Below are 22,766 nucleotides of genomic sequence, written 5' to 3'. Positions count from 1 at the left end.
TTCAGCGCGTTAACGAGATCGCGAGCGCACGTTAGAGACCACAAAGCGCCCCCTAAAAACAGCCGCCGGCTCTTGCTGCGGTTGCATCGTGGGTACGCCGCAAAAAATCTCAGCCGCTAACTCCAACCGCGCACGCCCGTGGCGAGCCAGACTTTTCCGAAAGTGGTCTGGCATCTCGCCGTCGGGTAAACGGCACACACTAAAGAAATCCCCATCCACCGGCGACTTGTATTCAATCGTGCCCGTTTGCACCACAACCGTGCCTTTCAACTGAAGGTCAGCCAGCGCCAACTCAGCAACACTCCAGGCGGCCGATACGCCAACGCCGTAGAGGCTGCCACCAAAGCCCGTGCCTTGGTGATTACTGTTGGGTGCAAGCGGAGCGCTCAACAACAATGCCGTGCCGTCCCATTCCAGCAATTTCAGGCCCAAGGCCTTGGTTAATGGAATCTGCTGGTTGATACGCTTTTGAAACTGCGCGAGGCGCGACATGCCATGCTCCTGACAACATAGTCCTGAAAAAAACAGGGACACCTCTATAACGGCATACCCACAAATAAACTTTGGTTTTTTTATAAAAAAGCCCGGTCATTGCCGGGCTTTTCACCGAATCACGGGTGTTTAGTGCCAAACCACCGCTTTACGCTCGGCATACCAGCCTTCAACCTGGCCTTCGTAAGCCGCTTCAACCACGTTACGTTTGAGCTTAAGAGTAGGCGTTAGAAAACTGTTTTCGATTGACCACTCATCCGTAACCACCGCAATAAACGCCAGTTTCTCATGCGGGTCCACCGCACGATTCACCTCATCGCGCAGGACGTTCAGCTCTGCCTCAACGGTTTTGCGCACCACTGGATCTGCCATCTGCGGCCGCAAAGTTTCATTGAGCAGCACCAATGCAAACGGATTGGTCTGATTGGCGCCGGAAACACAGACCATCTCAATACTTTGATTTGCCATCAGTCGGTTTTCCAAAGCCGCCGGCGCAATGTACTTGCCTTTACTGGTTTTGAACATCTCTTTGGTACGGCCGGTTAGTTTCAGGCGCCCCATCTCGTCCAGTTCGCCTTTATCACCGGTTTTCAAAAAGCCGTCTTCGCTCATGGTTTCGCGGGTGCGTTCTTCATCCTTGAAGTAGCCCATCATAGTAGCCGGGCTTTTTATCAAAACTTCACCGTTGTCATTGATGCGCACTTCCACACCGGGCAAAGCCTCGCCAACATAACCGATTCGCGAGCGGCCCTGTTTGCTCATGTGGGAATAGGCCACGTTCTCGGACATGCCATAACCTTCCAGCAATTCCAGCCCAAGGCTGCGATACCAGCTCAGCACATCATTAGAAAGCGGTGCAGACCCACTGCCCGCCAATCTCACCTTGCCAAGCCCCAGGCCGTTGAGAATTTTTTTCTTGATGACACCGCTAACGATTGGGATTTTCAACAACACGTTGAGCTTTTTCTGCGGCAGTTTCTGCAGTACGCCGTGCTGGAACTTCACCCACAGCCTGGGCACAGACAAGAACAGCGTGGGCTGCGCACGTTGCAGATCGGCCACGAAGGTATCCAGCGATTCCGCAAAGAACACTTGAAAGCCGTTATACAGCGAGCCGAACTCCACAAAAGCGCGTTCAAACACATGTGCCAGCGGCAAATAAGACAGCATACGCTCGTTGGGTGAAAGCCCCAGAGTTTGAGTGGCACCTTCAGCAGAAAATGCCAGGTTAGCAAAGCTCAACATAACGCCTTTGGGCTGGCCGGTGCTGCCAGACGTATACACCAACGTGGCCAATTCAGCGGCTTCGCGCTTCACCTCGCCTTCCAGTGGCGCCGTGTCGCGAATAATGTCGTTCCAAGTCACAAAGTCTGTGGGCGGGCTGGAAGGAAACGAAATGCAGTGCATGGTCTCTGGCACACCGGGTTTCATCATGTCCCAATCGTCCAGCTTGCCAACGAACAGGGCCTTGCACTCCGAGTGCTCAAGAATATAGGCAACCGTGGTCGCGTTCAGGGTCGGGTAAATAGGCACAGACACATAGCCCGCCATCCAGATTGCCCAGTCTGCCATCACCCAGTGAGCACAATTTTTCGAAATCAGCCCGATACTGCTGCCAGCGGGCAGGTCCAGCGATTTCAGATACGCAGCCATGCGCCTGGCCTCGTCGGCTGCACGGCGCCAGGTGAACTCGTCAACCTGGCCGTTTCCTATCGGCTGGGTCAGGTATAAGGAGTCCCCGATGGTAGACTCCCAATGGTAAATCAAGTCGAGAGGTAGCTTATTCGTTGTTTTCATTTGATACCCTGCTCATTCAGTCCGATTGGAAAACAGCCTTTTAAACCTAGAGGTGAGCGCTTATTGGTCTGTATATCACGCTGACACATTACACCAACGTATGGTGTCTTGAAATATGTCAGCCAAACATTAAATGCTGTCAATATCCGCAATCGCCTGCCGGCCTTGTAACGCCCGCCAGACCGATGCAAAATCGCGCCGAGCTCCTTACCCCGCAAGCGCAAATCCTGTGGTAAACTTCCGCTCTTCACTCATGCACAGCAAAAATAACCCACGCAAAATCAGTTAACCGACTCGGAGATGGTTGTATGGCCAAGAGAATGTTGCGCACCCTGATTGGTGCATCCGTGCTTGCCGCTGCCAGTTTTGTTCAGGCCGCAGAGCTCCCTGTTGTTGCTATTACCCAGATTGTAGAACATCCCGCTCTGGACTCGGTCTATGAAGGCATAAAAGATGAACTGGCAGAGCGTGGCTATGTAGACGGCGACAACATTCGAATCATCCACGAAAGCGCTCAGGGCAACACCGGCATTGCCGCCCAGATTGCGCGTAAATTTATAGGTGAAAGCCCGGCTGTTATCGTTGCCATCGCCACGCCGTCTGCGCAAACCGTTGCGGCCGCAGCCCGCGACATTCCGGTTGTATTTTCCGCGGTCACCGATCCGGTTGGCGCCAAGCTGGTGATATCACTGGACGCACCCGGCGCCAACATCACCGGCGTATCGGACATGCTGCCTATCGAGAAACATCTGGATTTGCTACAGCGCCTGGTACCAAACGCCAAGCGCATTGGCACGGTTTACAACCCGGGTGAAGCCAACGCCGTGGCCTTGGTAGACATGATTGAAGAAAGCATGAAAGCGCGCGACATGGTGCTGGTAAAAGCCGCGGCTACCAAAACCTCAGAAGTGCTGGGCGCATCCCGTTCGCTGGTGGGCAAAGCAGATGCCATCTACCTGACCACCGACAACACCGTCATCAGCGCAGCAGAAGCCGTGATTTCTGTCGGTGAACGCTCAAAAATTCCGGTATTTGCCGCCGACACCGCCACGGTTTCTCGCGGAGCAGTTGCTGCACTGGGCTTCAATTACTACAATCACGGCCGTCAGACCGGCGCCATGGTTGTACGCATTATGGAAGGTGCTAGCACCGCTGATATGCCGGTAGAAACCATGGACACCCTAGACCTTTTTGTTAATCCTGAAGCCGCCGCACGCATGGGCATGACCATTGCCGATGACATTATTGCGGAAGCCAAAGAAGTGGTTTCCAACGCCAAGTAAAGCCTGACTTACACGGGCAGGCGGCAACCACACCGACCTGTCCGTTTTCTTTAACAGCGAACCTTATCCATGCTCAGTAACATTGCCTTTTACGGCGCATTAGAAACCGGCTTGATATACGGCCTGGTTGCCTTCGGAATCTACCTGTCATTCCGTGTTCTGGACTTCCCCGACTTAACCGTAGACGGCAGCTTCCCCCTTGGCGCTGCCGTGGCCGCCATGCTGATTATTGCCGGCTGGAACCCTTGGCTAGCAACCGGAGCCGCGATACTGGCCGGCATGGCCGCCGGTACGGTAACCGCCCTGCTTAACGTAAAGCTGAAAATTCTGAACCTGCTGGCGTCTATTCTGACCATGATCGCGCTCTATTCCATAAATCTGCGCATTATGGGCCGCCCCAACGTGGCACTGTTAATGGAAGACACCGTGCTGACCCCCTGGTACAACTTGGGGCTTGAGTATCATCAGGTATCGGTGTTGCTGTTCACCCTCGTTATCGGTGCCGCGCTGTTTTTGCTTTGGCGTTTCATGAAATCTGAAATCGGGCTGGCCATGCGCGCCACCGGTGCTAACGCTCGTATGGCCAGGGCCCAGGGCATCGCGACTGGTGGCATGATTATTCTGGGTGTGGCTGTATCCAACGGCCTGGTGGGCCTGGCCGGCGCACTGTTTGCCCAAAGCCAGGGCGCAGCCGACGTCACCATGGGCGTAGGCGTTATTGTGATCGGCCTGGCATCGCTGATTGGCGGTGAAGCGGTTATAACGCCCACCAGCGTATTTCGTGCGTTGCTGGCCTGCGTGGTCGGCGCCATCATTTACCGCTTGGCCATCGCCTTCGCACTGAACGCCGATGTACTGGGCTTAAAAGCGCAAGACCTGAACCTGATTACCGCCGTTCTGGTCACCCTGGCCATTGTTCTGCCCGGTGCCCGCGTGTCACTGATGAACAAATTCAAACGCAGAAAGGCCTGAGGAGGCACCATGATTACCGCAACAGACCTCCGGCTGACCTTCGGCGAAGGCACCCCCCTGGAAAACCCGGCTCTGCGTGGCATGAGCCTGACCGTCAACCAAGGCGAATTTGTCACCGTTATTGGCAGTAACGGCGCCGGAAAATCCACTTTTTTGAACGCCCTGGCCGGCGAAGTACTGGTCGACAGTGGCAAAATTCTTGTCGATAACATCGACGTCACCAAGCTGCCCACCCACAAACGCACCGGGCGCGTAGCGCGGGTATTCCAAGACCCGCTGGCCGGCACGTGTGAAGGCCTGTCGATTGAAGAAAACCTGGCCCTGGCCATCAAGCGCGGCAAACACCGCAGCCTGGGCACCGCGGTGAAAAGACAGTATCGGGAACACTTTCGCGCCAGCCTGGCCACTCTGGGTTTGGGCCTGGAAAACCGCCTGACCGATAAAATGGGTCTTCTCTCTGGCGGCCAGCGCCAAGCCGTTAGCCTGTTGATGGCAAGCCTGACACCGTCCAGCATTCTGCTGCTAGACGAACATACCGCTGCGCTGGACCCAAAAACCGCGTCTTTCGTACTGGAGCTGACCCAGAATATTATCGCTGAACAGAAACTCACCGCCCTAATGGTCACTCACAGCATGAAGCAGGCGCTGGAAGTAGGCACCCGCACCGTGATGCTGCACCAGGGCGAAGTGGTGTTCGACATTGCCGGCAAAGAGCGCGAAGGGCTGCAAGTAAAAGACCTGCTCAACCTGTTCGAACAACAGCGCGGCCTAACCGTGGACGACGACAGCCTCCTACTGAGCTAACCTCCCCGTTACACGGCGCTAATCTGAAAACACACAGCCGCCCCAACGTATTGAAGCTCTTCGGTTTTCAGTTTATTGCGATTTTGCAAGTGCTTCTCCATTGATTTTAACCCTCATATTAGCCCGGGCCATAGCCGGGCTTTTCTTTTAAAAACACTACATCCTGTTATACTGGCGTTCGATCTGACCTATATGTAGGACTACGCAGCAATCTGTTGTAGAAAAACAGTCGTAGGTAGACACACGTTTCCAGCCCGGCGCTCAGCACGAGCGTCTGGCAAAAGCACTGATAAAGTAATGACATGGCGCGCTGTACGCGGCGACGCTTTTTTCCCGACACACACAGTTCGAGGGCGGCAATGAACGCTAAAGCACAGGCATTAGTCACAACCATTCCGATGCAAGACGCATCACTCGACATCTGGAACAGCAAGTACCAGCTGAAAACCAAAACCGGCGACGCCGTCGACAAAGACATTCTGGCCACCTATGAGCGCGTAGCCCGTGCCTTGTCAGAAGTCGAAAACAAAGACCTGCGCGCCCAACATTACAAAGACTTCGCCTGGGCCCTGAAACACGGCGCCATTCCTGCCGGCCGCATTATTTCCAACGCCGGCGCACAGTCGCACAAGCCTGCCACCTCTACGATTAACTGCACCGTTAGTGGCAACATTAACGACTCTATGAACGACATTCTGGGGAAAAACCACGAAGCAGGCCTGACGCTCAAAGCCGGCTGTGGAATTGGTTATGAATTCTCTACCCTGCGCCCCCGCGGTGCCTACGTCGCCGGCGCCGGTGCCACCACATCCGGCCCGCTGTCGTTCATGGATATCTTCGACCGTATGTGCTTCACCGTGTCTTCAGCCGGTGGCCGCCGCGGCGCTCAAATGGCTACGTTTGACATTCACCACCCAGACATCATCGACTTCATTCAGGCCAAGCGTGAAGATGGCCGCCTGCGCCAGTTCAACCTGTCGCTGCTGATCACCGAAGACTTCATCAACGCCGTACGTGACGACGCCGACTGGAACCTGTCCTTCCCGGTGACCGATAAAGAAGTGGAAGAAGAAGACCTGGACCTGACCGACCCGGCCAAGTTTGTATACCGTGACTTCCCGGTCGTAAAAGACTACGCGATGAACGCCGAAGGCAAAGTAGCCTGCCGCATTTACCGCACCCTGAAAGCCCAGTTCATCTGGGACACCATCATGACTTCCACCTACGACTACGCCGAGCCAGGTTTCATCCTGATCGACAAGGTCAACCAGATGAACAACAACTGGTTCTGCGAGGACATTCGTGCCACCAACCCATGCGGCGAACAGCCCCTACCCCCTTACGGCAGCTGCCTGCTGGGCTCGGTAAACCTGACCATGTTCGTGGACTACCCGTTCACAGACAAAGCCAGCTTTAACTATGAAAAGTACAAAAAAGTCGTTGGCATCTTCACCCGCATGCTAGACAACGTTGTGGAAATCAACGGCCTGCCGCTGGCGCAACAACGCCACGAAATTACGTACAAGCGCCGCCACGGCATGGGCATTCTGGGCCTGGGTTCTACCCTTGCCATGCTGCGTATGCCTTACGGTTCTGAAGAATCCGTGGTGTTCACCGAAGACGTCGTACGTGAAATGGCCGTAGAAGGCTGGCGCCAGTCCCTGGCCCTGGGCAAAGAAAAAGGCGCGGCGCCGATCATGGACGACGAATTCGAAATTACCCCGAAATTGCTGGGCAAATGCCCGCAGCTGACAGCCGACGGTTACAACCTGGGCGACAAGCTTAAAGGCCGCGTGCTGCACGCCAAATACAGCCGCTACATGCAGCGCATCGCTGAAGTAGAACCGGAGCTGGTGGCACAACTGGCCGAAAAAGGTGGCCGCTTTACCCACCACACCTCCATCGCGCCTACCGGCACGATCAGCTTGTCACTGGCCAACAACGCCAGTAACGGCATAGAGCCAAGCTTCTCGCACCATTACGCCCGCAACATCATTCGCGAAGGCCGTAAAACCAAAGAGAAAGTCGACGTGTTCTCCTTCGAGTTGCTGGCCTACCGCCACCTGAGCAACCCGGGCGCCATGCCGTTCTCAGACGACGCTGATAAAAAACTGCCGGATTACTTCACCACCTCAGATGACGTAACCCCGGCCCAGCACGTAGACATCCAGGCCGCAGCCCAGTTGTGGATAGATTCGTCTATCTCCAAAACCGCCAACGTGCCTACAGACTTCCCTTACAAGAACTTCAAAGACATTTATATGTACGCCTTCGACAAAGGCCTGAAAGGTTGCACCACCTTCCGCTTCAACGCAGAAGCATTCCAAGGCGTACTGGTCAAAGAGTCCGATTTGGAAAACACCGTCTACGAATTCACCCTGGACGATGGCACCAAAGTAAAACTGAAGGGTAACGAACAGGTCGATTACGACGGCGAAATTCACTCCGCCGCTAACCTGTTTGACGCTTTGAAAGAAGGCACTTACGGAAAGTATTGATCCGAAAACCGACATAGGAACACAGACATGACAGTAAAAATTAGCAACAAAATCGTCGGTTATCGGGTAACCAAAGCCGACGAAAACAGCCAGCCCGCGCCGGCTGTAGAAAGCACGCTCGTTAAGATGAACGAATACATCGAGCGGCCAGAGTTTTTGTTGGGCACCACCTACAAAATCAAACCGCCGGTGGCGGAGCACGCAATGTACATTACGATTAATGACATTCTGCTGAACGCAGACACCGACCACGAAAGCCGCCAGCCCTACGAAGTGTTCATCAACTCCAAGTCGATGGAACACTTCCAGTGGGTTATCGCCCTCACCCGCGTCATCTCTGCAGTATTCCGCAAAGGCGGCGACCTGACCTTCCTGGTGGAAGAACTGCGTTCGGTATACGACCCCAACGGCGGCTACTTCAAAAAAGGCGGCGTGTTCATGCCGTCACTGGTCGCCGAAATTGGTGCCGTGATTGAAAAGCACCTGAAGGCCGTTGGCCTGATGGAAAGCGAAGAAATGAGCGACAACACCAAACGCATACTGGCTGAAAAGCGGGCTGATTTTGAAGCCAACCAGAGTAAAGCCACCAACGACGACACGTCCGGTGACTTCCCACCCAACGCCACCACCTGTGGCAAGTGCAGCACCAAAGCGGTAATTGTGATGGATGGCTGTGCAACTTGCTTGAATTGTGGTGATAGTAAGTGTGGTTAAGTTGATAGCGCAGTGAAGTGAAAAAAAGGCCCGAGGTTTTGCTTCGGGCCTTTTTTTTGGATAGCAGCTTGTATTTTTAGTAATCGCGTGGCAGCTTCGTTATTGCGTGGTGATATTACAAAGTTTGACGATGTTAGGGTGGTAATTTCTGTTTTTAGGATAGTTTTATGAATGAGTTGCCTGGGAACTGCGTAATCGTGATGGGCGAAAACGAAGATGTCAGATGATTCAATAATGAAGGGCGCTGCCCAACACGCTGTTATACCTAAAGTAGACCGAACAATATATGAGTGATGAATTAATAGAAGAATTAGCGTTGGCAAATTCTGGAACCGTACCTTCGCCGTTTGGTAAGGCGGAGTTTGAGGTACTTGGATCACCTGCTTCAGTGCAATCTAAAAAGGCTGTTCGGGAGGAGTATATCAATGCAATAAGAGAGCAGCTCAAGGAGAAAAAATACTTATTAACAGGTGATTTGATACTTAATGTAACTTGGCTACTTCCGGCCAAAAATCGATATGAAACTGATGCAAAAGTCGATATTGATAATTGCTTGAAACCTATAATTGACGCATTTACTGGGCCGGATGGTTTCTTTATAGATGACTGCCAGCTACGAGGGTTATATATATGCTGGCGTAATATTGAGTCAGACAATGAGCGGCTACATTTTGAATTTGAATTCCAAGCTGATCAATATTCTTTAAAGGAGGAGCTTGCTTTCATTCAGCTAGATGGAGCACTTTGTACTCCTGTAAATTTGAATTGGCCATCAGCTGCCAAAATTTTATGGGCTGGCATGCTCAAGACAAATCAGACGAGCAAAAATATCCTAGAAAAGCTAGGAGTAAGCTACCCGGAAGTTGCAGGTTTTTTAGGTGGAGGGCAACCGTTCCATCGAACGAGAGTCAATGATTTTAAACTATTGTCACTAAGTGAATTTGCATGTTTGGGTGCAACTAGTGAAAAGGTATAACAAGCAAAGGCAGGGCGACGGCAAAAGCGCCGCGCCTGCTTTGGGCGTTATGCTTTTTCGAGAGCTCGAGGGGATTTAATCGCAATGCTGAGAATAATGTACATATTTTTATCGGCCATACTGTTAAACGGCTGCGCATCCTCTTTGCCTTACTCAAAGCCAGAGTCGAAATATGATGAGTTCGAGAAGTCTTGGAAAATCACATCCACCCGCTGGGGAGTGGATCGTAGGAATATTGGGCCAAACCCTTCTTTCATCAGAGCATTCCTAATTTCGGATGGCACAGTCAATACCCATATTTATTCACGCATCAAAACCAATGATTTTATGGATCCAGATTACGCGCTGAATCTGGATGGTAAGCGCTATAAAGTCAGTCAGGTTAGCTCTGACGTTACTTGTGTTAGTTCTTCAAATTGTTACTGGACGCAAGATGTATTAATTTTTATTGATTACGATGAAATTGCTAATCTTGTCGATAAAAATGGGGACTTTAAGTTAAGAGTCTATGGGAGGGTTCCCCCAGAAGACGTTTTGGTATTGGCGTGTCAGTTTTGGGAAATTACCAAAGAAGTACTAGAAATCAAACAGGTTGATGTGGGTGAAAAAATAAGTCAAATCGGAGCGTCATGCTCAGAATAAAGCATAACCAGTGCAGGCACGGCGACGCCCTTTCCATTGCGCCTTTGGCTCCATTCCAAGGGCGCGCATGCTGCAAGCGTTAAGTACCAAGGAGTAATAGTGGAGATTTCAGAGGTGTTTCCCAAGGATGGTCAGCCCCAAAGACTATACTGTGGTCATTGCCAAGGTCATCTCGATCTACAATTTGCAGATTTCCATGAAATAGTTAGTGGCGTAGAAATTAGTATTGAGGATCTTCCCAAATTGCGCTGCACCAAATGTGAAGTAGATTATCTGCCAGACAAATCCAGATTTTCCATTATCGAATTGCACAAACAAGCATTCGAGAAAAAGAGTGATAGGGTAAGTGTTTCGCGCAAAAAGACAGATAAAGATTACGGATATGGGGTTGCGTCTTTCATCTATGATTCTGATGATTATGAATACATCCCAGGCCTAAAAAGGCATTGGAATATCGGATTCTTGACGCCGGTATTTTTTAATCGTGAAGTATTGATAAAGTACAACGCGTCTCCCGTTTACCGTCTAAGCTTTGCATCAGCTACCTACGGTGAAATTAGACGCGGGGAAAATTTTTCGATCCCGTTCGGCATCAACAAAAATGGTAAAGTTGTAATGTGGCTCGGTGATATTGCTCAGCTACCTGATTCAGAGCAATATTATCTTCGCTCAGAAAATGTAGAGTCGGATCACTCAATTGGTTCTGAATTCTATGATGGTCAAATCGAATGCATTTTTACCGAATTATCGAGAGAAAATTCCCTTTTTAAAAGTAGATCAAGGTTTCTAGAGAACTGCTTTAACCAGTTTGATGAAAAGATTGCCCACCTTGATGATGAAGTGCTTGAACTTTCTATTTCTTTTAACGCGCCCGTTGTAGATACCGAAAAGGAGCGTCGGCACGTCGCTGACACCCTCAACAAGATCTATGTTGAGTCCTTTGACAACAAGGCATTGGGTAGGTTGGTAGAGCGTTTGGGTGGCGACCCGAAAAGTTTGGGAAGTATAAAGAGGTTGCAGAAATTTATTGAGTTGTCTTGTCCGGCTATCGATGCAGCTTCGATCATGAGTCCTTTTTATATTCTCTACGATTTTCGCGTTGCATATTCTCATCTAAGCTCCGACGAAAGTTCTCAGCAAAAGCTAGACTATTTATGTGATCGCTTGGGTATTGAGCACTCGTCAGATCTTACGATTATTTATAGATCAATAATTGACTCTCTTCGTGAATCATTCGATAAGCTTTCTGAGGAATTTGAAACCAAGACCGAGAATGCTTAACAAGTGAATCAAGCCGACCGTTTTGCGCTGACGCTCCAAACGGCGGCTTATTCAAGGCGTTACAAAGCAAGGGAGAGTGCGTACCAATGATCGCCAGGGAATGGAAATGCCGAGTGCCTGAAGCCCATAATGAAGGGTTCACGGCCTATTTATACGAAACCGGCGTCAAGGATTCGTCCGCAACACCAGGCTTTCTCGGTGCTCAGATTTTCCGCCGCTCCCTGACTGGCAAAATTGAACTTACCCTCATCACGTACTGGGACAAACTGGAATCAATCCACACATTTGCTGGCCACGATATTTCACAGGCGCGTTTGTACCCGGAAGATGAGGTTTACGAGCTTGAGCCTGACCTTTCAGTGCAGCACTATGAAGTCATCGAGCATCGGTTTTCACCAGAGCTGCGGGGATAAACGGGTGCTCTTACTTTGTAACCAGTCAATCAAGTTCGTTCCGGCCTGCGGCCTCCACCAGACGCCCCTGTCGGGTCGTCGCTTATTTCAGCGTTATACGGTGGGTGTAGTGAGTCCGATTTCGACCCAAAGTCGACATAAGTTAATTAAGATACGTTGCTAATTTTGAGCAATATAGGATGGCTTAAAGATGTATATCAGTAGAATTAAAATTCAGAATTTCAGGCTTCTTAAAGATACCACCCTCAATTTAAAAGAAGATCTTTCCCTACTCATTGGTAAAAACAATACAGGAAAAACCTCAATTCTGGTTCTTCTCGAACACTTTTTCGAAAATAAAAAATTTCATTATGAAGACTTTTCGATCTCATTAAGAAAAGACATAAATGCCCTAACGGATGATACTGATATTGATAGATTGTCTATCCGATTATTCTTGGATATTCAATATGATGAGGATGACGATTTAAGCACATTGTCTGATTTCATATTAGACCTTGATCCAGAGATAAAGGTAGCAAAGATACTCTTCGAATGTTGTATTGATAAAAAATCAATTTTGAAGAAAATATCGGAAGTAAAAACCGATGATAAATTAAAATTCATTCAAAAGAATTTATCAAAATACCTGATTACGAAAATATATGCCTACAATGACAATGACTATACGGGAAGTGAATATATATTCAAATTCAGGCACAAGCTAATTGAGAAGGATCTAAAAAACGTAAACCGCTTGATTGGTTTTGAAGTTATTCATGCTCGCCGCAATGTAGCTAGCTCAGAAGATCGAAAGAAAGCGCCTTTGTCCGCACTGACTACTTCATATTTTAATAGTAAGCATGACTCCGAGACTCCTGATGAAAATGTTTCTTCCATCAATACTTTACTCTCGGATATGGATGAGAAGCTAGAAGCTAAATATAAACCAATTTTTGAGAATTTCCTAAAGAATGCTAAAGATTTTCTTGAGATAGAAAACCTAAATGTTAGGTCAGATATTCAATCAAAAGCTCTATTTGATAATTCATCAGTTGTGACATATGGCGGTGTGGATGATGTTCTTCCTGAGCATTTAAACGGATTGGGGTATATGAACATACTGCATCTTTTGCTTGAGGTAGAACGAAGGAAGGACAAGTTTGAGAAAAGTGGTTCAAGTTTAAATTTGCTATTTATTGAAGAACCTGAAGCGCATACACATCCGCAAATGCAATATGTTTTTGCTAAAAACATAAAATCGATCCTTTCTGATGTTAAATGCTTACAAACATTAATCACCTCGCATTCTCCGCATATCGTATCCCATTCAAATTTCAAGGATATAAGATATTTAAAAGCTGTAGACGGCGTTGTTGAAATTAAGAATTTTTATTCTGATCTGGAAAAAGAATACGCTTCTGAACCAAAGCAATTTAGATTCCTTGAGCAATATTTAAACATACAATCTGCGGAACTGTTTTTTGCAAACAAAGTTATTTTTATCGAAGGCACTACTGAAAAAATGTTGCTGCCACTATTCATCCAACAACTTGATAAAAAATTGATTTTGGAGAATGCTGAATGCTTGCCACTTATATCTCAGAATATTTCAATTTTAGAGGTCGGTGCGAATGCAAAAGCATTCGGAAAATTTCTTAATTTTCTTGGGGTCAAAACACTCATCATAACGGACATAGATACTACCAGGAAGTTGGGATCGTCGTATTCGGCCTGCTCAGTTAATGACGGTGAATATACGAGCAATTATTCACTGAGACATTATTTGGATTCTCCATCAGAGTATTCAGACAAAGACTGGCCTAAATGGTTTAAAAAATTAAAAGAATCAAATTTAACATGTGCTTTTCCTGACATTAGGGTCTCTTATCAGACAGAGGAGAATGGTTATCATGGGCGAAGCTTTGAAGATGCATTTATCCATGTAAACTTGACTAAATTGAAAGATTCTATAAAAGAATCCGAAGACAAAATATGGGGGCTAAAGAATACAAGTAAATTTAATAGTGAATCAAATATTTATGAGCTAACAAAAGAAGTCTTAGATAAAAAGTCAGATTTTGCGGCATCTTTGCTCTTTCAATCCCTATCAGAAGGTGTGGTTTGGAATATGCCCGCTTATATTGAGGAAGGTTTGAAATGGATAGCAAAGTAGATCCTTTTGGTAAAATTAAAGACTGCATATCTAACAACAAAAATTTTGTTCTTCAGGGCGGTGCAGGAAGTGGTAAGACGGAGTTTTTAAAAAGAACTCTTGAATACCTATCAACAACATACCCAAGTAAGAAAATCGCATGTATCACTCACACAAATTTGGCTGTTGATGAGATTAAGTCGCGGGTTGGTGAAGGATACACAATTAGTACAATTCACTCTTTCTTGAACGACACTATAAAATATTACAAGAAAAATCTTCACGCTTGCATTTATGATTTGTTTAAACTTGATTCAATAGAACGCGGATCTCTAGGCGATTACGAAGACGATGAAAAGGAAATGAAGGCTGGGGAGCACAAAAAGTACAAAAAAATATACGAAAAGTATGCCTCCTCCCTCTATTCGGTTAAGGGAGAAAGAGCTGAAAAAGTGACAGGCAAGAGAGATTATGACAAAGATCCTGAAGGCTACAACTCTCAGTTAAATGGCATGATAACAGCGCTTAACTCTGAAATTAAAAAGAAGATTGATGACAAAGAATGTGATGGTGTTCGGTATAACGATACACGCTTTAATAGTTTTCAGGATCTCACCTTTGGTCATGATGGGCTGCTCGACATCTCATCTATTGTTTTTTCAAAATATCCCACTATCGCCAAGATATTACAGGATAAATTTGATTGTATTTTCATTGATGAGTACCAAGATACTAACGAAAAAATCGTTGATATATTCTTGAATAAATTGCCCTTTCAGAAACGGATCTTGATTGGTTTTTTTGGTGATTCTATGCAATCAATATACAGTGATGGCATTGGAAATGTTGGGCACTACGTTAAGGGCAAAGTTCTCGAAAAAATTGATAAAGAAGATAATTACCGTTGTTCACAACAAGTAGTAGATTTTATTAACTCACTTCGAGATGACTCCTTAGAACAGAAGGTTGCCTTAAAGAGGCTTGAAGATGGTACTTACGAAGCATTGGATAAAAGACAAGGCACCGTTGAAATATATTATTCTTTTGCTCCAGAAAAGCCAAAGGGGAGGCTTTCGCCAGAAGAAAATCAAGAATACAAAGCAGCTCACATCAAGGCTGTTGATGAGCTAGTATCTAGGGCATTAAATGGGGATAATAGTTATAGGTTGCTGAAACTAACGAATAAATCCATCGCTTCAGATGCTGGATTTGAAAATTTATATGAAATCTTCAATGCACGATTCACTGATAACAAGGAAGCAATTGAAAATAACTTGTCATCGCTACAATTGATAGAGTTATGTGAACTTTGCATTGCTTTCTCGCCGAGTGAATTCTCTGATCTTTCGCCTAATTATAATCTGGTAATCTCTCAGCTTAAAAAGCAAAAATTCGAAATCAGATCTATTGGCGATAAGGCGAGAGTTAAATACATGTTTGACACGATTCTTTCATCTGATTTAAGTCTTCACGAAGCCATTCAGAAGGCGATAGAAATAAAGCTTCTCAAGGCATCTGAAAAATATCTTGGTTACTTGGAAAGAAGATCTTCTTTTTTAGATGGTGTTTTGAAAGATCCTGACTACATCAAGTTTAAAGGTTTGTATCAAGATGGAAAGAATACCTTAGCTCGAATTCGCGATGATCTTCCGAGCTTAAATCAGTACGAATTTGATGAACTGGATAAAAAAGTCAAAAAAGAAATATTCTTTCATGATCTGTTCTCTAAGAAAATACCATTTCAAGAGGTTTTGAATTATTACAACTATTCTAATGAATTTACCCAATACATAACAATGCATAAAACTAAAGGTTCCGGCATCGAAAATGTTTTAGTTGTTCTTGATGAGTATTTTTGGCACAACGAATATAACTTTAGAAGTATATATTCAGACGGTTTTGACGCTACAAAAAAATGGAAAAATCAGAAGTTATTCTATGTTGCGTGTTCGAGGGCTATAAAAAATCTAAAAGTGGTTCGGCTACTCTCTGATGCTGACGAGGAAAAGGATTTCACTTCTATGTTCCAAGATCCTATCTACATTGCATTGAACTCATAGCGAAATTAATCTTACAATTAAAAATATCGAGGTATCAGAGCAACAATGATTTCAAAATCCGCTTCTGGCCGAGTTTGGACATAGCGAAGTAGATGCAGGTAACGTATAACAAGCGCAAGCAGTCGGAAAAATTACTCGCTGCGCTCCCAATTTTCCGCTGTTGCGAGCGTTAGGATTGCAGCCAGCGCTCGATAGATAACGCAAGGTGTTTGATGGAATACTTCCCAATAATATTTGCGCTAATGGCCGCCTTGATTGCATTAGTCGGTAACACATGGGATGAGAATGCCCATAAGCCTACAAAAACTGGATGGGTCACTCTCGTTGTGATAGTTGCAAGTACAACTTTCTCATTGTTCGATCTGCATACTAAAAGGGCTGACAAGAATAAAATCAATGCTATCGTAGTTTACGAAGTAAATGGCGCGCTAAATGCACTTTTTGATCCAATTGAAACATTGTATATGGATATTCAAGGGGGCAATTACAAAGAAGACATTTCTGCCAAAGACTTACTAGAGCCTTATAGCTTATCTCAGATGCAGCGCACATGCTTCTTAGAGCACCCCAAAAATATTACGACTCTTCCCGACCGTGGCCCGTGGGGGGATATTTTTTCGTCGAATATTACATATGGAATGAGCAGGTTAGATGCTGTTTTAAGAATATATGGAAATTATCTGTCAGCAGATCTTATCGAAGCTGTACATGGAGTACGAGACAACAATTTTAGCGGGTACATGAGATTTTCTGATGGACATTTTTTGCGAACCGCGGAAGAAAGTACACGCGATCCAAAGTGTTTTGTACTTCACTCCGATGGTGCTTTCGAGTCTTATATCAAAGATCTTTTAGCTCTGAGGCGCCAATTGGAGAAATAGGTATCGGGAGATATCCTAACAAGTGCAGGTACAGCGACGCCCTTTCCATTGCGCCTTCGGCTCCATTCCAAGGGCGCACATGCTGCAAGCGTTAGAGCTGCTGCATATTGAAGACTCGAGGAGTCCTTTTGGATAAATTTCCGTCCGAAGTAATTGATAAGCTGAGGAACTACGTTTACCGGCTCATCGATCCTCGCAATAGTGAGACTTTTTACGTCGGTCGGGGTGTTGGAAACCGTCTTTATTCTCACATTCGTGACGAGCTGGGGAAAGAGTCAGACGAAATTGGCGATAAGTTGAGAAGAATCAGAGAAATCCGTCTTGCTAGTTTTGAGGTTGCCCACGTTGTGCATCGGCACGGAATGGAGCCATCCATGGCGAAAGAGGTAGAAGCTGCACTTATTGATGCGTATCCAGGGCTCACAAATGTTATGGGTGGGGAAGAAAGCGGTGATCGTGGTGCAATGCATGCGGATGAGATTGTTCGGGAGTACCTCGCGGAGCTGGCGATTTTTGAGCATCGGGCGCTGTTGATCAGTGTAAACAGGAGTGCATCCGAGCGCCCGCTCTATGAAGCGACACGATTCGCCTGGAAGCTCAGTCAAAAACGGGCAAAGAAACAGAAGTTGTTCTCGCATCTGAAAAGGGAGTTATTCGGGGCGCCTATATTTCTGAAAAATGGATGGAAGCTACAAGCGATAATTTCCCGGGCCGCCCTGATCGACCTGGAAGATTGGGATTCATCGGTCATGAAGCACCATCCGAAACATGGAGCATGTATGTTGGACGGCGAATACCCGATGAATACCGCTTCGGCACAGCCAACCCTATTCGCTATTCATGGAAATAGGACCATGCTCTAACAAATGGCTGTTGCCGGACGCACCTACGCTGGCGCTCCGATGCGACGCAAAGCCAAGGCGTTAAAAATACCAAGGAGTCTGCATGCAGCAAGTATATGAGAGAGTATTCGTAACCGATGCTACGTCCTGTTTGATGGGCTCCAATGACGTAGCAGTCGTTCATGCTTGCAAAAGCCCGTGTCACCAGCGAGCTGTTGGGTACACCGGCAAGCTTTCGAATTCGCATCCAAACTATTTGGTCTTGGAGCAAGGTTCAGATCTGTACCTCAACATTATTGATCCGCCGCTGCCGCTGTTTATGCCTGCACTATTCTCCAGCTTTCTGAATTTTGCAAAGAAGCACTGGGATGATGGAAAAAAGCTGGTTATTCACTGCAACCAAGGTGAATCTCGTGCGCCATCTCTAGCCTTGCTGTTCCTTGCTCGAACACTTACCGTTATCGACGATAGTTCCTATAGCTCTGCGCATGGCGAGTTTCAAAAGCTCTATCCCCGGTACAAGCCTGGTAAAGGGATTCAAACCTATTTCACTCAGAATTGGGCTAAGCTTGGTCAGGATTTTTAACAAGGCGCAGCAGTTCGCGGCCGATGGCCGCCGCTGTGCTTCGCGCTATATTTCAGGACCGGAGATCCTAGCTGGCTGTCAGCTCTCTTAATGCTTATAATTAAAAAACAAAATAATCGATGGATTAGAGTGAATGTATGAATCTTAATGTTGGTCAAATTAGTTTGATAGACCTTGTTGGTCAGCTTGAAAGAAAAGAAGTGGTAATTAATAAAAATTATCAGAGGGGCGCTGGGCTGTGGCCAGATTCAGCACGCACTTACTTTATAGATACAATATTAGAAGGATATCCATTCCCCAAGATATATTTGTATCAGGTATTTAATGAGAAGGCCAAAAGACCGATTAAAGAAATTGTAGATGGTCAACAGCGACTTACCACAATAATAGATTTTATGCACGATAGGTTTAGGTTGACCTCAGCATCCAAAAAATATTCAGGAATGCGCTATAGCGATCTTGATGAAGATGTTCAAAATAAATTTATATCCTATCAGATAGAAACTTCCATTATATTGTCAGCAACTCGTCCCGAACTTTTGGAAATGTTTCGTCGAATCAATGCATATACTGCACCCCTCACCGCTGCTGAAAAGCGTCATGCCACCTATCAAGGCGCGTTTAAGTGGTTCGTTGTCGAGCAAGCAGATAAATACTCTCCTATTTTAGATGAGCTTGAGATATTTACACCAAAACAACTTGCGAGAATGCAAGACTCTGAGTTCATTGCAGACTTAACTGTAGTTTTGGAGAGGGGCATAATTCAGAAATCAGCCAAGACAATTGAGGATATATATAGGAACCATGATGAGAAATTCGAGTTATCTGGAAGATATTCTAAAGTAATTTCGAGTTTTTTCGAGTTTCTTTCTGAAGATATTAAGCCGCTTCACGGTTCGTTTATGATGAAATCCTATGTTATTCACTCCTTGTTCTCTGCTTACGCTCATTGTAAGTATGGAATACCTGGTGGCGAAGAATTAACTGGCGTAAAACCGAACAAAAATCTATCTATCAATTTCGAAAAAGTGATTCCTAAATTAGAGGCTCTTTCCTCCGCTCATGAAGAACAGGATGAGAATGGCCCCTATAAAGATTATGTTAAGGCGTGTATTTCTAGCACAACTAAAACACCTCAGCGTACTCAAAGATTTAAAACTTTATGTCAAGTGTTAGTGAGTTGAGCTGTGTCTTTAGAAAAGTTGTATAGTGATTTTGATTCAAGGTGCAGGTCTTACAATAAGAGAGTAGCTGAGATCATTCAAGGGAATTACAGTAGTTGGGAGTTTCGATATCTCACTGAGGTTCTTTTGTCTGATGTCTGGCAGTCTTGGTGTTGTTTTTGTCGACTTTTGTACCTTTCATCATGCCGAGGTTGTAAAGCTCGAGACGGAAGCTCGGTGCCAGCAATCAACGAAGACCATTCATGGCGCCGTTTAGGGTATATAGCTAGCCAGAAAATTAGGAACAGGAATGTTACTCCTAATGGTCATTTGAACTTTGAGATGAGGAAAGAGCCGACGTGGGGGGATCTGGATGTATTTATAAAAATTATCCAAGGTGTCCCTTTGGCAAATAAAAATACGCTTTTTTCTAGTTTCGGTAGTTTCTCATCACTGAAAAGTATGCAATTGGCGCGTAACGCTTGTGCTCACAAAAACGTAGAAACAATTAAAAATCTTAACGGCCTTTCGACTTCGTATAGTTTTTCAAGATTGGACTTTGCCACAGATGTTGTCTGGTCGAACTGCAATAGCAACGGGGTGTTTGCAATCGATGTATGGATCTATGAAATGAATCTCATTGCTGACCTTGCGACGGCGACCCCATGAAATATAACCAAGGGCTGCAGCCGACCGGTTTTCCGCTGCCGCTTCAAACCGGCGGCTGAGCTCAAACGTTATTTTCACTGAGATTTAGAAAATGGACTTTGATATTGCAACAAAACTTGTCTTTGGCGCCATTTCTTCGTTAGGAACTATGGCTCTCATTTTTTACAACATGGGCCAAGCTAGGAAGATGAAGGCCGAGCTCCTCGAGAAGTTTGAAGAAGCGATCAATAGGGAGAGCAAACACTCCACCACCGAGCTTTTCAGGCTTATACATGGCCTTAGGATGAACTACAGTGATGTGGCCGAATTAGTCAAACATGATGGTTGTTCAAAAATAATATACGCGCTTAAGAAAACTCCAGGGATTGTCTCCTTTAAAAATGGTACGTTTCAGTACACCAACGTAGGTCGGAATAAGGTATTTCGCTATATAGATTGTTGGTTCACGCATTTTTCTATTTTCGTTTTTGGCGGCTTACTGCTCGTGTCATTAGCTGTAATGGGAATGAGTGAGGGGGCCTTTTCAGTAGCGGGATTTTTGCTCGTGATCTTTAGCTCGGTGATGCTGGCCGTTCAGATACGCCAACGTGCCTATGATCAGATGATTGAGTCTTTGGTCTCCCCAGAACATAACAATTAAATGCAGGCGACTGCTGACGCAGCGGCTGATTAATGCGTTATGCTTTCTTGTTGCGTGGTGCGCTACACGCTAGAACTCCCTCATGATTAGATCATTCCGTCACAAAGGACTGAAACGGTTCTACTCGTCTGGCATACAGTCTGATCACGCCAAGAAGCTGCGTATGCAGCGCGCTGCTCTGAATACCGCCATTTCGGTAGAAGACATAAACATCCCTGGTTTTCGGCTTCACTCATTGAAGGGAACAGACCAAGGGCGGTGGTCGATTTGGGTTAACGGAAATTGGTGTATGACGTTCGAATTTCAGGACAGCAACGCCTACATTCTTGATTATGAGGATTACCACTAATGACTGTGCATAACCCGCCACATCCTGGTGAGTTCATTCGGGAGGTGTATCTGGAGCCTTTCGGCATCAGTTCCCGTCAGCTTGCTTCCAGTTTGGGCGTTTCCCCTTCTACGTTGTCTCGCTTGCTCATAGGGGATAGTGGTATCAGCCCGGAGATGTCTTTGCGGCTATCTAAGGTTCTCGGGCGCACTCCTGAGAGCTGGTTGGCTATGCAAGATATGTATGATCTATGGGTAGCCCGTAGCACGGTCAATCTGGATGGTATTCATCCCTTGGACTTCGAAGCAGCTTAACCAGTGCAGGCAGAGCGACGGTTTAGTCGTTGCTCCTTCGTCGCAACCCCTAAACTGGAGTGGTACAACTAATTGCACCACCACAGCAGTCTTGAAGGGTTTACGCCAGCATTGGCCATCACTGGAGAAGAACGATATGAGCACAGCTACCGCACCTTATCCAATCGGTACGCCCGGCGCTCCTTGGGGCGACGTGGAACGCGCCGAGTGGTTGTCACGACAGCCCCGGCAACGCAGCTACAAGTCTGAGGTGTTGAGTGTGACCGAGCGCCTGCGCCCGCGCTTCGACGTGGAACAGTATGGCCGTCTGGACTATAGCTCCGAAAGCTATCCGCTGATGGCGATCCGGAGTCGCGACTGGCGTGACGATCTGCCCGTCGTGCTGATAACGGGCGGAGTACACGGCTATGAAACCAGCGGTGTACAAGGTGCGCTGCAGTTTGTCGATCAGCATGCGGCGGGTTACGCGGGCCGCGTCAACTTGCTGGTTGTGCCCTGTGTTAGCCCTTGGGCTTACGAGCGCATTCATCGTTGGAACCCGAACGCGGTCGACCCGAACCGCTCGTTCCGCCATGGCAGTCCGGCTGAGGAGTCGGCGGCGCTGATGCGACTGGTGGCGCCCGTTCGCGATAAGGTACTGATGCATATCGACCTGCACGAAACCACCGATACCGACGAAACCGAGTTTCGTCCCGCGCTGGCGGCCCGCGACGGCAAGCCGTTCGAGCCGGCTGGGATTCCCGATGGCTTCTATCTGGTTGATGACAGCGAGAACCCGCAGCCTGAGTTTCAACAGGCGGTGATCAAGGCGGTGGAGCAAGTCACTCATATTGCTCCGGCCGATGACAGCGGCGAGCTCATCGGCTCACCGGTGGTCGCTCGGGGTGTTATCCAGTATCCGCTCAAGCAGCTGGGCCTGTGCGCCAGTATCACCAGCGCCCCATACAAGACCACCACTGAGGTCTATCCCGACAGCCCCCGTACAACGCCCGAGCAATGCAATGCTGCACAGGCTGCCGCAGTGTGTGCGGCTATCGACTACGCGCTGGCGCACCAGTAATCAGGCACATGCTCAGGCAGAGAGCGGAGGCGATCAAAAATTAAAGGATTAACATATGATTTTAAGGGTTTTCGGCACCATTGGGACATTTCTTCTCGTTTTCCTGGGGCTAATGTATGAAGTTGGCGACTTTAACGTCGAAGAATTTTTCATTTTTCTGGGACTCGGGTCTATAGCGGGCTTAATCGCTTGGTTTAAACTTTTTAAACCAAGCTCT

The 22,766-nt window shown here is 47.1% G+C and carries 22 protein-coding genes; 20 read left to right on the top strand and 2 right to left on the bottom strand.

The genetic code is table 11. The annotated features are described in order from the left end of the window. Positions 1 to 9: 9 nt before the first annotated feature. Complete coding sequence (locus MRBBS_RS07905; protein WP_014870935.1) at positions 10 to 492, bottom strand: thioesterase domain-containing protein; 483 nt, start codon at positions 490 to 492, stop codon at positions 10 to 12. A gap of 129 nt (positions 493 to 621) precedes the next feature. Next, positions 622 to 2,289 (bottom strand): AMP-binding protein, encoded by a 1,668-nt coding sequence (locus MRBBS_RS07900; protein WP_014870934.1) that lies wholly within the window; start codon positions 2,287 to 2,289, stop codon positions 622 to 624. Positions 2,290 to 2,597: 308 nt separating this feature from the next. Between MRBBS_RS07900 and MRBBS_RS07895 the strand changes: the two genes are divergently transcribed. The 20 genes from MRBBS_RS07895 (at position 2,598) to MRBBS_RS07800 (ending at position 22,549) form a co-directional block, all read left to right on the top strand. Continuing rightward, positions 2,598 to 3,572 carry an ABC transporter substrate-binding protein gene (locus MRBBS_RS07895; protein WP_014870933.1) on the top strand — a complete coding sequence of 325 codons (975 nt, stop codon included), beginning with the start codon at positions 2,598 to 2,600 and terminating at the stop codon, positions 3,570 to 3,572. Positions 3,573 to 3,641: 69 nt separating this feature from the next. Beyond that, the gene (locus MRBBS_RS07890) at positions 3,642 to 4,544 is read left to right on the top strand and encodes an ABC transporter permease (RefSeq protein ID WP_014870932.1); all 903 of its coding nucleotides are present in this window, start codon (positions 3,642 to 3,644) and stop codon (positions 4,542 to 4,544) included. 9 nt (positions 4,545 to 4,553) lie between these two features. Next, the gene (locus MRBBS_RS07885) at positions 4,554 to 5,348 is read left to right on the top strand and encodes an ABC transporter ATP-binding protein (protein ID WP_014870931.1); all 795 of its coding nucleotides are present in this window, start codon (positions 4,554 to 4,556) and stop codon (positions 5,346 to 5,348) included. A gap of 359 nt (positions 5,349 to 5,707) precedes the next feature. Next, complete coding sequence (locus tag MRBBS_RS07880; RefSeq protein ID WP_014870930.1) at positions 5,708 to 7,846, top strand: adenosylcobalamin-dependent ribonucleoside-diphosphate reductase; 2,139 nt, start codon at positions 5,708 to 5,710, stop codon at positions 7,844 to 7,846. Between the two features lie 27 nt (positions 7,847 to 7,873). Next, positions 7,874 to 8,560, top strand: a complete 687-nt coding sequence (locus MRBBS_RS07875; protein WP_014870929.1) for a hypothetical protein — start codon at positions 7,874 to 7,876, stop codon at positions 8,558 to 8,560. Between the two features lie 286 nt (positions 8,561 to 8,846). Beyond that, positions 8,847 to 9,536: a RusA family crossover junction endodeoxyribonuclease gene (locus MRBBS_RS07870; RefSeq protein WP_041635165.1), complete on the top strand. Its 690-nt coding sequence runs from the start codon at positions 8,847 to 8,849 to the stop codon at positions 9,534 to 9,536. 84 nt (positions 9,537 to 9,620) lie between these two features. Next, positions 9,621 to 10,178 carry a hypothetical protein gene (locus tag MRBBS_RS07865; RefSeq protein WP_014870928.1) on the top strand — a complete coding sequence of 186 codons (558 nt, stop codon included), beginning with the start codon at positions 9,621 to 9,623 and terminating at the stop codon, positions 10,176 to 10,178. 99 nt (positions 10,179 to 10,277) lie between these two features. After that, positions 10,278 to 11,459 (top strand): hypothetical protein, encoded by a 1,182-nt coding sequence (locus MRBBS_RS07860; RefSeq protein WP_014870927.1) that lies wholly within the window; start codon positions 10,278 to 10,280, stop codon positions 11,457 to 11,459. A gap of 113 nt (positions 11,460 to 11,572) precedes the next feature. Then, positions 11,573 to 11,872, top strand: coding sequence for an antibiotic biosynthesis monooxygenase family protein (locus MRBBS_RS07855; protein WP_227497602.1), 300 nt, complete (start codon positions 11,573 to 11,575; stop codon positions 11,870 to 11,872). A gap of 190 nt (positions 11,873 to 12,062) precedes the next feature. Next, positions 12,063 to 14,027 (top strand): ATP-dependent endonuclease, encoded by a 1,965-nt coding sequence (locus MRBBS_RS07850; RefSeq protein WP_014870925.1) that lies wholly within the window; start codon positions 12,063 to 12,065, stop codon positions 14,025 to 14,027. Continuing rightward, complete coding sequence (locus tag MRBBS_RS07845) at positions 14,012 to 16,066, top strand: UvrD-helicase domain-containing protein (protein WP_014870924.1); 2,055 nt, start codon at positions 14,012 to 14,014, stop codon at positions 16,064 to 16,066. The genes MRBBS_RS07850 and MRBBS_RS07845 overlap by 16 nt, the downstream gene beginning before the upstream one ends. A 212-nt stretch (positions 16,067 to 16,278) precedes the next feature. After that, positions 16,279 to 16,947, top strand: coding sequence for a hypothetical protein (locus MRBBS_RS07840; RefSeq protein ID WP_041635164.1), 669 nt, complete (start codon positions 16,279 to 16,281; stop codon positions 16,945 to 16,947). A 128-nt stretch (positions 16,948 to 17,075) separates the two neighbouring features. After that, positions 17,076 to 17,810, top strand: a complete 735-nt coding sequence (locus tag MRBBS_RS19635) for an LEM-3-like GIY-YIG domain-containing protein (RefSeq protein ID WP_014870923.1) — start codon at positions 17,076 to 17,078, stop codon at positions 17,808 to 17,810. Between the two features lie 82 nt (positions 17,811 to 17,892). Continuing rightward, positions 17,893 to 18,375, top strand: coding sequence for a hypothetical protein (locus MRBBS_RS07830; protein WP_041635163.1), 483 nt, complete (start codon positions 17,893 to 17,895; stop codon positions 18,373 to 18,375). A 137-nt stretch (positions 18,376 to 18,512) separates the two neighbouring features. Further along, positions 18,513 to 19,559 (top strand): DUF262 domain-containing protein, encoded by a 1,047-nt coding sequence (locus tag MRBBS_RS07825; RefSeq protein WP_014870921.1) that lies wholly within the window; start codon positions 18,513 to 18,515, stop codon positions 19,557 to 19,559. A 216-nt stretch (positions 19,560 to 19,775) separates the two neighbouring features. Continuing rightward, positions 19,776 to 20,207, top strand: a complete 432-nt coding sequence (locus MRBBS_RS07820; RefSeq protein WP_144012695.1) for a hypothetical protein — start codon at positions 19,776 to 19,778, stop codon at positions 20,205 to 20,207. A gap of 91 nt (positions 20,208 to 20,298) precedes the next feature. After that, positions 20,299 to 20,847: a hypothetical protein gene (locus tag MRBBS_RS07815; protein ID WP_014870918.1), complete on the top strand. Its 549-nt coding sequence runs from the start codon at positions 20,299 to 20,301 to the stop codon at positions 20,845 to 20,847. A gap of 82 nt (positions 20,848 to 20,929) precedes the next feature. Further along, a complete protein-coding gene (locus MRBBS_RS07810) occupies positions 20,930 to 21,196 on the top strand; it encodes a type II toxin-antitoxin system RelE/ParE family toxin (protein ID WP_041635161.1) in 267 nt (88 codons plus the stop codon). Further along, entirely contained in the window at positions 21,196 to 21,489 is a 294-nt protein-coding gene (locus tag MRBBS_RS07805; protein WP_041635160.1) for a HigA family addiction module antitoxin, read from the top strand. The genes MRBBS_RS07810 and MRBBS_RS07805 overlap by 1 nt, the downstream gene beginning before the upstream one ends. Before the next feature lie 136 nt (positions 21,490 to 21,625). Continuing rightward, entirely contained in the window at positions 21,626 to 22,549 is a 924-nt protein-coding gene (locus MRBBS_RS07800; protein ID WP_014870916.1) for a M14 family metallocarboxypeptidase, read from the top strand. Positions 22,550 to 22,766: the final 217 nt, after the last annotated feature.

It is taken from the genome of Marinobacter sp. BSs20148, from assembly GCF_000283275.1.
GTDB classification, from domain to species: Bacteria; Pseudomonadota; Gammaproteobacteria; order Pseudomonadales; family Oleiphilaceae; genus Marinobacter; species Marinobacter psychrophilus.
The sequence above is the reverse complement of the archived record's forward strand: the minus strand, read 5'-3'. Positions and strand labels throughout refer to the sequence as shown.